This is a genomic window from Lysinibacillus sp. G01H, from assembly GCF_028872195.1.
Taxonomy (GTDB): Bacteria; Bacillota; Bacilli; order Bacillales_A; family Planococcaceae; genus Lysinibacillus; species Lysinibacillus capsici.
In genome coordinates this window covers 1,538,128-1,550,056 of the sequence record NZ_CP118397.1, presented here as the reverse complement: position 1 = coordinate 1,550,056, position 11,929 = coordinate 1,538,128, and the positions used below count along the sequence as shown (strand labels likewise).

The 11,929-nt window shown below is 36.9% G+C and carries 11 protein-coding genes; 1 reads left to right on the top strand and 10 read right to left on the bottom strand.

The features are described 5' to 3' along the window. Positions 1–22 precede the first annotated feature (22 nt). The 4 genes from PSR12_RS07520 to PSR12_RS07505 form a co-directional block, all read right to left on the bottom strand. On the bottom strand, positions 23–847 hold the full coding sequence (locus tag PSR12_RS07520) for a methyl-accepting chemotaxis protein (RefSeq protein WP_274772403.1): 825 nt from the start codon (positions 845–847) through the stop codon (positions 23–25). A 98-nt stretch (positions 848–945) separates the two neighbouring features. After that, positions 946–1,920, bottom strand: coding sequence for a VanW family protein (locus tag PSR12_RS07515; protein WP_274772401.1), 975 nt, complete (start codon positions 1,918–1,920; stop codon positions 946–948). A gap of 340 nt (positions 1,921–2,260) precedes the next feature. Continuing rightward, on the bottom strand, positions 2,261–2,869 hold the full coding sequence (locus PSR12_RS07510; RefSeq protein WP_257521734.1) for a CAP domain-containing protein: 609 nt from the start codon (positions 2,867–2,869) through the stop codon (positions 2,261–2,263). Positions 2,870–3,100: 231 nt separating this feature from the next. Next, complete coding sequence (locus PSR12_RS07505; protein WP_274772398.1) at positions 3,101–3,730, bottom strand: transmembrane-type terpene cyclase; 630 nt, start codon at positions 3,728–3,730, stop codon at positions 3,101–3,103. Positions 3,731–3,888: 158 nt separating this feature from the next. On the opposite strand from PSR12_RS07505, the gene pgeF reads away from it, so the two are divergent. Continuing rightward, positions 3,889–4,653 (top strand): peptidoglycan editing factor PgeF, encoded by a 765-nt coding sequence (pgeF, locus tag PSR12_RS07500; protein WP_274772396.1) that lies wholly within the window; start codon positions 3,889–3,891, stop codon positions 4,651–4,653. Positions 4,654–4,690: 37 nt separating this feature from the next. Here pgeF and PSR12_RS07495 read toward each other — a convergent pair whose 3' ends face one another. From PSR12_RS07495 to PSR12_RS07470, 6 genes are all read right to left on the bottom strand, one after another. Further along, positions 4,691–5,803 carry a Ger(x)C family spore germination protein gene (locus PSR12_RS07495; protein WP_257521732.1) on the bottom strand — a complete coding sequence of 371 codons (1,113 nt, stop codon included), beginning with the start codon at positions 5,801–5,803 and terminating at the stop codon, positions 4,691–4,693. Continuing rightward, complete coding sequence (locus PSR12_RS07490) at positions 5,800–6,882, bottom strand: GerAB/ArcD/ProY family transporter (protein ID WP_257521731.1); 1,083 nt, start codon at positions 6,880–6,882, stop codon at positions 5,800–5,802. Before PSR12_RS07490 ends, PSR12_RS07495 begins: the two co-directional genes overlap by 4 nt. Before the next feature lie 27 nt (positions 6,883–6,909). Then, positions 6,910–8,304, bottom strand: a complete 1,395-nt coding sequence (locus tag PSR12_RS07485; protein ID WP_257521730.1) for a spore germination protein — start codon at positions 8,302–8,304, stop codon at positions 6,910–6,912. A gap of 153 nt (positions 8,305–8,457) precedes the next feature. Continuing rightward, the gene (locus PSR12_RS07480; RefSeq protein WP_221680643.1) at positions 8,458–9,831 is read right to left on the bottom strand and encodes an amino acid permease; all 1,374 of its coding nucleotides are present in this window, start codon (positions 9,829–9,831) and stop codon (positions 8,458–8,460) included. Positions 9,832–10,087: 256 nt separating this feature from the next. Further along, on the bottom strand, positions 10,088–10,297 hold the full coding sequence (locus PSR12_RS07475) for a hypothetical protein (protein WP_004232753.1): 210 nt from the start codon (positions 10,295–10,297) through the stop codon (positions 10,088–10,090). Between the two features lie 45 nt (positions 10,298–10,342). Continuing rightward, positions 10,343–11,857 carry an NCS1 family transporter gene (locus PSR12_RS07470; RefSeq protein WP_274772390.1) on the bottom strand — a complete coding sequence of 505 codons (1,515 nt, stop codon included), beginning with the start codon at positions 11,855–11,857 and terminating at the stop codon, positions 10,343–10,345. Between the last annotated feature and the right edge of the window lie 72 nt (positions 11,858–11,929).

The following is an 11,929-nucleotide window of genomic DNA, read 5'->3' as shown; positions in this document are numbered from 1 at the left end:
GTCTATTATCCTTTTTATATGACTATCCTTTGATGTCACTAATTTGCATAAGCTTTTCTGCTGTACTATTAACCCCTTTGTAGGCATCTGTTAATTCATGCATACTCGCAGCAAACTGCTGTGTAAATGCAGCAATTTGATTCGATGATGCATTGACCTGATCGATGGATTGTTTAATGTTTTCTAGTTGCACAGTTATGCTATCAGCACTTTCTGTACTACTCTGAGACATTTTTTGAATTTCAGAAGCGACCACCGCAAAGCCACGCCCATGCTCACCTGAACGTGCCGCTTCTATGGATGCGTTTAGACCAAGAATTCTCGATTTCATAGCTAAATCTTTTACTAAATGGACAATCACATTAATTTGCTCTATATCGCCTGTCATCGATTCTGAGAAATTAGACAACTCTTCCAAACGATTGGATACATCCTTACTGGCAGTGGCTAATCCTTCATTTGTAGCTGTCATTTCTTCTACAGCACTTGAAAGCTCGGTTGCCAGTAGGCGCATACTATCCATTTTTTCATTGGAAATAATGGCACTTACTACGCCAATAACACGTACTCCTTCAAAAATAGGCTGGGCAGAAGCAATATAGGCCATACCAAAACCTTCTGCACCACGCTCCTCTTTTACAAATTTCCCTGAACTTAACGCTATTTCTGTTGCTGTACCTCGATATTTATGTACTGGATCACCAACCCCAACTTTTAAGTCAACCTTTTTTCCTGGTTTGTAGGCAAGCACTCTTTCCGTATCTGCTACGATGACACAAGCATCCTCTGGGTAAGTTGCTTGGTATAAATCAATCGAATCGATAGTTGCTTGTAGTTTAGGATGCATTGTCTTTTCCTCCCTAAAATTTTCTGAACTGTATCAATTTAACTATATCATGCGATCCGAAAAAAGACACCAACGTCCAGTGGTGTCTCATTACAAGATTATGATTTTTTCAATAATTCTACATATTTTTCTGCCGTTCGAATTTCAATTGTTAGAGAATTCGCTCCATAGCTTGCCTTAATTAAAAATGGTACATCATTTGAGTTTTGAAACCTAAAATCTAACGTATCATAAGATACCGTAGCATCTCTTCCTTTTGGGACATATCCTACATCTAACGAATGATGATGTCGCTCAACATATTTGATGGGAATTTGGTCTACTGCATTAAACAAGGTTGAAGAAGTTTGACAGATTCCACCGCCAATTCCCATGACTACCTTCTTATTAATAATTTCAGGTGCGGGTTGATAGCCATTTGCCTCATCTCTTGGACCTACAATTGTATTAAAAGAAAAATAATCGCCACTGCCTACAATCACATTATGAATGGCTCTGGCAGACAGCTCTATATTTTTATTTCTTCCTAAATCAGCACGATTGAAATAAGTAGTATAAGATGCAACAACCACTTCCTCTAATAAAGGAAGATCCTCAAAATAATAGCCACTTTCTGTTATATAGAGCGGCATTTCTACCTGACCACCAGTCGCAGAAGCTTCGATAATACGCTCCACTAGCTCACTTTCCTTTAAAATAATTTGCGGCTTCCCCTTAATCACTTGCCCGTTTTCATCCAATCGATCAAGCAGCATACGCTGATCATAGCCATTTGATGTGTCCGTTCCTCTCGCCCATTCTCTTGCTAATTGTTCTAGATGTTTTTGATAGGCTTGTGGGTCAGTATCGAAGCCAAATTCCTTTGGAGATATTGTTTTAAGTACCTTACTCGTAGTTGGATCAACAACCTCTACAATAGGATCAATCATTTGTTCATATGTAACAGGTTGCTGAACTTCCTCACGTTGTTGAATTTCTTGTTCTAGCTTGTTATGATGGACTGCTTCTTTTTCACAACCTACTAGACCTATCATACAGATAACGCAGCATGTAGCTAACCACTTCTTTTTCAACCATAACACCACCTCTATCTTCATACTACAGAGACATCTTATTCGTCTATTGCTAATAGTGTGTTGTTTTTTGGTTATTTTTATTTGTCAAGACAGCAAAAACACGCTACATTATCCTTATACCTGACATATCTCCAGTTTGATGTTTCAAAAGATGAGTATCAACCTGTAAAGTTGTTTTTACTGCTCAGTAAATCGCCATTTTTGCCTTGATTAACCTTTTAGTGATTTAGGAGAATTTAAAAAGTAATATACGCTTCCAATACGGTATACTTTAGAATTTAACGCGAAAAAGAGCATCTACTAGCTATCCCAAAAGCCAATAGATACTCTTTCTTTTTTATTTTTGAATAAACATTTGTGTCCAGTAGTTACCGTCCTGTACATAGCCTACACCAATATGTGTGTAGCTTTTATTAAGGATATTGGCACGGTGTCCTTCACTGTTCATCCAGGCCGTTACAACTTCCTGTGCGGAACGTTGGCCCTTCGCGATATTTTCGCCAGCAGATTTATACGCAATACCGAAGTTTTTCATCATTGTAAAAGGTGTACCATACGTTGGACTTGTGTGGTCAAAGTAATTTTTATCGTGCATATCTTGCGACTTATATTTAGCTACCCTTGATAGCTCCCAATCTTCTTGCAATGCTGATAGACCTGCTTTTGCCCGTTCTGCATTGACAAGTTTAACAACCTCTCGTTCAACTGTTGCCTGTTCTTTTACAGGGACGTTAATTTTTTGTCCTGGAGAAATTTGATTTGGGTTGGCAAGTTGTGGGTTGGCATCAATTAATTCCTGTACACCCGTTTCTGTTTTTAATGCTATTTTCCATAGAGTATCACCAGATGTCACTGTATAGGATTCGGCGGCCATTGCCGCAACTGGCACTAATAATAAAGTTGCTACTACTGAAGCTAGTGCTGCTTTTTTTAATTTTTTAAACATGTTAATCACCCTTCCTAATTGCTCTACCATTATCGTAAATAGTTTTTGAGCCATAATCATCACAAAATATTTGGAAGGATTTTTACAATTGTATGACAAGCTCGCCATATGTTTGGTTAAAGCCCTTTATCTCGCTATAATTTACCATTTGAATTGTCATCAAGTTGCAATATGTTTGTAATTGGCATACATTACTAATAGATTCAGTGATCAATAGCTGCACAATATATCCTACTTTGCTAATTGTTTACGCTGTAATCGATAAATTAAGAGAATATAAAGCCAATCATAAAAGAGCGTTGCTACAGAAATAATGGTAATTAATGGTGTGCGGAAGTATAGATAAAAGCCAACCGCTGCAAATAATGTACCTACCATCTTACAAACTGCTATCCCCATTGATTGACCAGCTAAATTCCCTCTTTGCAATAATAAAGCAATAAATAGTCCTGACATCATAAGATTTTGGAAGAATGCTACGTACTTACCTTCGAAATCTTGAAAGTCATAGACTAGACCTAAAATAATCAGCATGCTAAAAATTAATGTGATCAAAAAGGAGAAATACAATAGCTTTTTTGATAGCATCTTTCGATATTCATTTGGAGCATACCGTAAAAATTGCATCAAGATAAAGACATCCAATACAAACCAAATCAGCGTAATATAGCGTTGCAGGTCATTTTGTGGATAGAAAAAGGCAAAGATAAATTCCCATGAAATATTGGCACAAATAGCGACCATAGGCATGCCATAGGTTTTATCTTGCCATCCTTTGTAAATAACAAGTATATATGTAAAAATCCAAAAAAGTCCCATTCCTACTTGGCAAATTAATAATATGTCTTGTTCACTCAACATTCACGCTCTCCCCCTCTCTAGCATTCCTTCTACTATATGAGGGAATCGATTCTTTATGTCTAAAAGTTTGATAGACGGGTAAAGGAGTAGCTAAATAGTAAAAAACGGCAACCTATACATTCCATAAGCAATCCTATATAGTAAAATGAGGTGATTAAATGAAAATAAAAATGTATATAGATAATGAGCAATTTATCGCGGGAACGACCTTAAAAGATGAGATGGAAGTAGAACACAATAATATGGCTTTGCATAGTTGCCATGATATTCAAGCTATCATTAACAATCGTCAGCATTTAGCTGTGACATTGAACTGTGATTTACAAAATTTTATTTGTACAGAGCAAACACATAGTGCGAACTTTCATAAAGTCACATTAGCCGATCAAGGACGAGGAGCTGCGCAAATGGATACAGCGGTGAAGAATACAGACGCGCTTTATACCGTAGAGCCTAACTTACTATTATGTAGTTTTACGGCAGATTGCGTGCCCGTTATTTTTTATAATGCTGTGAATGGACTTGTCGGTGTGATTCATTCGGGATGGCAAGGAACAGTCAAAGAAATAACACCCAAACTGTTTCAGCATCTTATGAATGAAGAACAGTGTCGACCTGAGGACTTTCATGTTCAAATCGGTATGGCACTGAGTCAGCAGAAATTTGAGGTAGACGCAGATGTTTATGAAAAATTTCACAGTCTTGGTTATGCCGAAGAATTTATGTATTACAATGCAGAAACGAAAAAATACCATATTGATAATCAGCAAACAGTCAAAAAGCAATGTGAGCTTGCGGGTATTCCAGCGAATCAAATACAAATTGATGAAACCTGTACATTCCTTAGTCCTGATGGCTTTTCTTATCGTCAAGACAAACAAGCTGGAAGACATTTAAGCTTTATTATGCGAAAAACACACTAACAGCAAAGACCTATTCTTATCGAATGGGTCTTTGCTGTTATTTTAAAGTACCTGTACTAATAATGGATGTTTCTACATGGACATTCACGTCTAATTTTCTAATAAGCTCTCTTGTTTTTTTCGATGTCCATTTTCCATGATGATACATTCTAAATTCTTCACTTAAGCCAGCTGGATCTACCTCTGTTTTATTTAATCGCGCTAAAAATTCACTAATATCCTGTTCCAGCTGTTTATTCACATCTTTTTCAAGATCACTAATCCTTTCAACTGTAAATAAATGTGATTCTCTTTCTCCCTTATATTCGCTTAATGTACCCTTTATTTTTAAGAAAATCGTTAATTTGGGTGATTCCATATTTTTATTACTCTCTTTTTTCACACTGCTCTCGATTAAATCAATCATTACCTTTTCCTCTCCATGTCCTGCATTTAAATCAAGGTGCAAAGGAGCAAGGTTTTTCTGTCCACTTAAAGCTTGAATAACTAGTGCTTCCTCAGGTTTAATTAATTCGTGCATATGATTCCCTTTAAATATGGCAACACCTTTAATCTCTAATTTCTCCCCTCGTTTTTCTACATAGGGTAATACTGTATCCACTACAGGATTTGTAATCGAGTACATAAAATCATGAATATTGGTATTGGGGTTAAAAGCAGTATTAATACTCGGCTCTAATAGATTGTTCAAATAAAAATTAATACTTGGCTTATCAGGATAATCCCCTTTTAAAATCGCTTCCGCATTATCCTTCACAACAGCTATTAATACTTTATTACCTACTTCCGCATTGCGATACAAGTGCTGAACAATTTTTCGAACATTCCCTTTCCGCGCAAAATCTTCGTTTACTAAGACAACGCGCAATTGATTAAAGACTATTTTCTTATCGGATTGCTTTTCTATTTCCACGATGCCGCTTGATACTAAATCTGTTGTGATAGAAAAAGTTTGTGTGTCTTTTTCTGCTTCAGGAGAATATTGGGGGATCGCTACTGTGAGTCTCATCTGGTTTTCATCGATATAATCAAAGGCCATCGAATCTACCATCCCAACATCCTCGAGAGGAACTTTTAATTCTTTTTTAGAACAGCCTGCAAGTAAAATTAAAATCAAAAAAGAAATGATGCATAGACGTTTATTTTTCATACCTGCACCTGCTTTTTGCGAATAACATATATCAGGATTAAAAGCACTGGCCAAATCAGCAGTACATAGCCCACATAGTTACTTGCCATAAATAATTTTTCTTGGAATTCACGCGAAAAGGGCATTTTTACAATAAAGAAAATGATACAGGCGATGATATACAGCTGATAACTTTGTTTTTTCTTTTTAAGGAAGGTATCCATACCCCTTTTTGCACACCATACATAGGCTGTAATCGAGGATAAGATTAGAAAAACCCAAAGCGTAATGCCAATAATATCGATTCGCTCGATAAAGGTAAATTCTCCTGCCTTAAATAGGTTTAATACTGAAAACTCTACATTTTTTAATTGCCACTCTGAATAATACATGACGCTAATAGCTGTTGTGATAAAACATAAAAATATACTAATCCAAATACCGATTAAGGAATGACGAAATGCCTTTTTTTGATCGATGATATATGGAAAATAAAATAGAATTAATTCGTAACCTAGTATAGAAAAATAACCTTGCTTTAACGCTTCATAAAATTCCCGAGGCGTAAAATTAAATAGAGGTAAAAAATGACTTGGATCACCTTTTTCAATGGCCCAGCGCGTAAAATAGAATAATCCAATGGTAATAAAAAATGTCATTATACAAAACCGTGCAATAGATTTAATACCCCCACTTACAATGTAAATTAGTAACACTAAAAAGCAAAGGACAGGCATGGTAATGGTTTGTTCTTGCAAAGCTGTACTTTGAATTAAGTGCATATAATTACTAATAATCCCTGCACTAAAAACAATAAATTGAATAATGACGAGTAGATTTATAAACTTTCCGAACCATTTCCCCAATAATAGTTCATTCATTCGAAATAAATCATCATTGGGAAACTTCGAACAAAGCCATACCATTGCAAATAGCGTCAGACTGGCAATCACGCCGAAGAGAAGTGGCATAAATGATTGTGTATAGCCCATGGAGCTTAATTTTTGAGGTAGTGAAAGGATACCAGTACCAATCATAATACTTTGTGCTAAGAAGATGACATGATAACGATTTAACACCTTTCCTTTTGTTGTATTCAAAGTTGACCACCTCATTCTCTTTTGGCGCTATTTTTTCTGTGCTTTTGAAATACCCGTCTTACTTCTTATATATTTAGTTGGAAATCGGATGACACTATCTAATAAATCGGTTGGCTTTCTTGGAATGGCAGGTGTCATATAATGCGTTCCTAAAGATTTGAGACTTAATAGATGGTGAATCAACCACGCAAAGGCGAGCATCTGTCCAAATAAGCCAAACAGCCCTGCTGATAAGATAAAAATATACCTTACAAAACGACTTGTATTACTCATTAAGAAAATTGGCGGTAAGAAGGAAAGTAGCGCTGAGGTAGCGACTAATACAATGAGTATATTACTAAGTAATCCAGCTTCTACAGCCGCTGTACCAATTACAATACCTCCTACGATACCAATTGTTTGTCCGACTTTGGCAGGCATTCGGGAGCCCGCTTCTCGCAACACTTCAATAATAAGCTCGATAAATAATACTTCAATCAGTGGAGGAAAAGGTACCTTACTTCTTGATTCCTGAAGATTTAGTAATAATTCGTATGGCAAAATTTCTGGATGGAAGGTTAAGGCTGATATATACATTGGTGTAATCATGATCGTTAAGAAAAAACCAAAAAAGCGCAGCATCCTTAATAAAGATGCTGTTGTCCAACGGTTGTAGTAATCCTCAATCGACACGAACATTTCAAAAAAAGATGTGGGACAGACAATGGCTAGTTGACTATTATCCATAAAAATGACGATTCTCCCATCCAGAAGATAACGGCAAATACTATCTGGACGGACTGTCATGTAGTATTGTGGAAAGGGCGATAATGGATTATCCTCAATTAATTGCTTCAACACGGATATATCCGTAAATAACGGATAATCTACCTGGTCAATACGGTTTCTTAAATCATCTAAATTTTCATGGCTCACGATATTATCCATATACATAATCGATATTTTAATATTGGCTTCTGACCCAACAATTCGATTTTCATTTTTTAGCATGGAGCTTTGAATACGTCTTCTCACTAACGATATATTCGTTTCTAATGATTCTGTAAATGCATCCTGTGGACCAATTACAGTCGACTCTGTTTCCGTATCCGTAATGGCCCTTGTAGGTGCGCTATACGTATCGACGCTTAATAGGGCGTTGGTTTCGTGAAAAAAAAGAAGGGTTTGCCCAGCATTCAATTTTTTAACGACACCTTTCACATCCTTCGGGTCCACATATTGAGCCATTTGATGAATTTGTTTCAAATTATTAGCTAGTGGAATCGTCACCATGGTTTGTAAGGTCATTTTTTCGATGAGTGAGGAGAAATAAATGACCGTCACATCCCCTTCTTCTGTAGCAATCATTTTCAGTTTTACGTCATCGACTTCGTTAATCTCCTGCTTTAATTTAGCGACAATCTGCTCGGGTATCTCGTTCATTTTCGCTCCACCCCTTTTGTTCCGATAAATACCAGTCCATATCATTCAATTTTTAGTAGTTTGTCTTTTTTTCATTTAATTATGTAAAAATTGTGCTAGCAAAAATAGCCATACAAAAAGGATGCATCCCATTTAGAGATGCATCCTTTTACGCTATTCTATAGAATCTTTGCTGTATCGGTTTTTACCAATACCAAATACGTAGTAGCTAATGGTTACAAGAACTAAGAAAATAATACCCACTATTAATGACACGCGTGTATCATCATTGAACCACATGCCGACTAGTACCATGATTAAAAAGATGATTGTTACATAGTTTGTAATCGGTGCGAACGGCATTTTGAAAGGATGCTTAGCTAGCTGCGCTCCCTTTTCTTTTCTAAAACGAATTTGACTTATTAAAATGATAAACCATGGAATCATCCCTGGTAAAACACTTGCACTATACACATAAACAAATAAGTTTTTAGGGGCAATATAGCTTAGTATAACACCAATAACTAACCCCACTAATACACCCGCTGTTCCAAATAAAGGCACGCCATTACTAGAAAGCTTTGCGAAAAATTTTGGTGCTTGTCCATTCATAGCAAGTGTATATAACATACGTCCAGCACTATAGATTCCACTGTTACACCCTGACATTGCAGCAGTGATGACGACGAAATTAATAATGCCTGCAGCAGCTGTGATACCTACCTTAGCAAATGTCGCAACGAAAGGACTACCAATTGTGCCAAGCTCGTCCCAAGGATACACTGTAACAATGACAAAGATTGCACCGATATAGAAAATTAAAATACGCCAAATGATACTTTGAATCGCATTGGTAATTGTTTTCTGCGGATTTTTTGCTTCTCCCGCCGTAATTCCAATGAGCTCCACCCCTTGATAGGCCGCAACAACTAAAGATAAGGCAAAGAAAAATCCTGTCCAGCCACCTGTAAAGAAGCCACCGTGACTCCACAGATTGGATAAGCCGATTGCTATCCCATCATTGCCAAAGCCAAAGAAGATAAGTCCGACCCCTGCAATAATCATTAAAATAATCGTAACAATTTTAATCATCGCAAACCAGAATTCAAATTCTCCAAATGATTTGACAGAAATGAAGTTCGCCACACCTAAAATCACCATTGCAATTAGACCAGGTATCCAAGCCGGTAATTCTGGATACCAATATTGCATATACGTTCCTACTGCTATAATTTCAGACATCCCAACAATAACCCATTGGAACCAGTTACTCCAAGCTGTTAAATACCCTGCTAAAGGATGAATATATTTATAGCCAAATGTGGCAAAAGAGCCTGTACTTGGCTCCATATAAAGCATCTCACCCATTGCCCTCATAATGAAAAAAATAAAAATACCTGCAATACCATAGGCAAGGAGTACAGAAGGTCCCGTCCATTGAATAGCACTTGCTGAGCCCATAAATAGCCCAACACCAATCGTACCGCCAAGTGCAATCATTTGAATATGACGTGCTTCTAATCCTCTTTTCAATTCCTTATTGGCCACTCCATAACGCCTCTTTTCCTGTTGTTCTTTCTACGATGTTTTTACTTTAAAATAATAATCAATTTTTCTAAAAAAGACAAATGTATTTTTAGGAAAAACAAAAAATATTGCTATTTTAATAGAATAACGAAAAATAGGTAATAACGACGATTTAATTGATGTTTGTACGAAATATCATGTTATTTCAACATTATTTAAATCAGAAAATTCAAAAAACTCTATTCCGTTCAAGTCGAAAGGAATAGAGTTTGCTTCGTTATTGTAATAAAGTTTGTTCGTGTAATTTAGCAGAGAAGTATTTACGTGCATCTGCTGTTAGAATTTGTAGCAAAGTCACTTCTTCTTGACGTGCAAATTCTACAAACATCCCACTTAAATTTTCGTAGACATATTTGATTTTAAAGCCACTATCTAAATAATGATCTACTTTTTGAATTTCCTCTGTGCTTTGTTGGAATTCAGACATGCCATCACCTCACCTTCTTTTGAAAATGTCTTGATGTTGTCTCACTTACTCGGCACCCTTCATCTCTAACAGAGGATCTGGTTGCTCCACCAGTTCATCTTCATTTGGGACCGCCGTTGGAGCTGCTGGTTGGCCAAATATTTCATCTAAATTATATCCGACTGTAATACCTAAATATTTGGCATCACTTGGATCATCTAGCTCAGCTTGTGGATACTTTTTAAACCACCAACACTTCGCTAATACATAATATACAATCGCGCCTACAGCGAACCCTACTAAAGAAGAGTAAGTTGAAAATATATTGGCAACTGCACCACCGATTACCCAGGCGATTAACCCAGCCATATTAAAGCCCTTATAATATTTAAATTGCCCATCTAATTCATAAAGCTCTTTTACATGTACACGCCGTTTACGAATCAGGTAGTAATCAGCAAATAAAATACCTACAATCGCTGTTAAAATACCGCCAATGATTAATAGGACATTGACCATGACATCAAATAGACTCCAAGGCTGTGCAAGAATACCAATAATCCCTGCAATAACTACCCCTACCCAGAATGGCACTTTTGGCCCCCCGATATTAGAGAAAATAGTAGCTGCTGGTACAACGTTGGCAGAGGTATTTGTCGACCATTGTGCTAATACAATCATCAGCAATAGAATCCCAAGAATAAAGCCGCTTGCACTTTGCTGTAAGGCATTAATTGGGTCTGCCGAGGCAACTGCCATATAGCAAACTGCACCAATCGTAACAATGAATGTGTTTGTAATGGGCATAACAATTAAAGAGCCTACAAGCTGTGTTTTATTACGCTTAAACCAATTACGCTCATTTTTAGGTGCCTTAAAGAATCGGGACAAGGATGGCATATCAGCTGCTAATGTTGCCCAAAAGCCCATATTTGCCATCACTACTACCATAAAGGCGGTAAAAGCAGCGAAGCCTGTTGTTGGGGTTTCCACCCACGTCCAAATATTTTTCCCCTGAGATGTTGCATTATCTGCCAATGTGTAATACATCCAACAAGAAATTAAAATAATGACAGGGGCTGCTAAATCGGCAAATCGCTCAATGGATTTAATACCAAGTGATGTATTAAAGAGTTGAAGCGCTGCAAACACAAGGAAGCAGATAAACCAATTATCAAAGTCAAACAATAAATTTAAAATTCCGTTTATCGCTAAGGCACCAAAGTACGTATTCAAACCAAACCAACAGGCAGCTGTAATACCACGTACAAGGGAAGGTATATGAGTACCGAATGTGCCAAATGGTGCACGCATATAAACAGGGAAAGATAATCCATGCTCTATTCCTATATCACCAATTAACGTCATAAAGACGCCAATTAAACAAGAACCTACCAATGTTGCCACAATCACCATGGGTAAGGATAAACTCATAATAGCCGAACCACCAATGGCAAAAGCCGCTAATACAATTGCCATTCCTATCCAAATTACCGCAAAACCAAATGTTCCAATATTTCTTTGTTGATGTGTCACTGGAAGTAAATCTGGGGATTTTAAATAATTCCCTTCACGTTCCATAATGTTTCTCTCCTTTTTTCCTAATTTCCGTGACAACCTACTTGAAGTGCCTTCCTTCACCCAAAATGCTGA

Excerpts from the sequence above, each read along its gene's own strand:
- PSR12_RS07510 (WP_257521734.1), bottom strand. The coding sequence starts at position 2,869 with ATGTTTAAAAAATTAAAAAAAGCAGCACTAGCTTCAGTAGTAGCAACT.
- PSR12_RS07495 (WP_257521732.1), bottom strand. The coding sequence starts at position 5,803 with ATGAAAAATAAACGTCTATGCATCATTTCTTTTTTGATTTTAATTTTA.
- PSR12_RS07475 (WP_004232753.1), bottom strand. The coding sequence starts at position 10,297 with ATGTCTGAATTCCAACAAAGCACAGAGGAAATTCAAAAAGTAGATCAT.
- pgeF (WP_274772396.1), top strand. The coding sequence starts at position 3,889 with ATGAAAATAAAAATGTATATAGATAATGAGCAATTTATCGCGGGAACG.
- PSR12_RS07485 (WP_257521730.1), bottom strand. The coding sequence starts at position 8,304 with ATGAACGAGATACCCGAGCAGATTGTCGCTAAATTAAAGCAGGAGATT.
- PSR12_RS07470 (WP_274772390.1), bottom strand. The coding sequence starts at position 11,857 with ATGGAACGTGAAGGGAATTATTTAAAATCCCCAGATTTACTTCCAGTG.
- PSR12_RS07520 (WP_274772403.1), bottom strand. The coding sequence starts at position 847 with ATGCATCCTAAACTACAAGCAACTATCGATTCGATTGATTTATACCAA.
- PSR12_RS07505 (WP_274772398.1), bottom strand. The coding sequence starts at position 3,730 with ATGTTGAGTGAACAAGACATATTATTAATTTGCCAAGTAGGAATGGGA.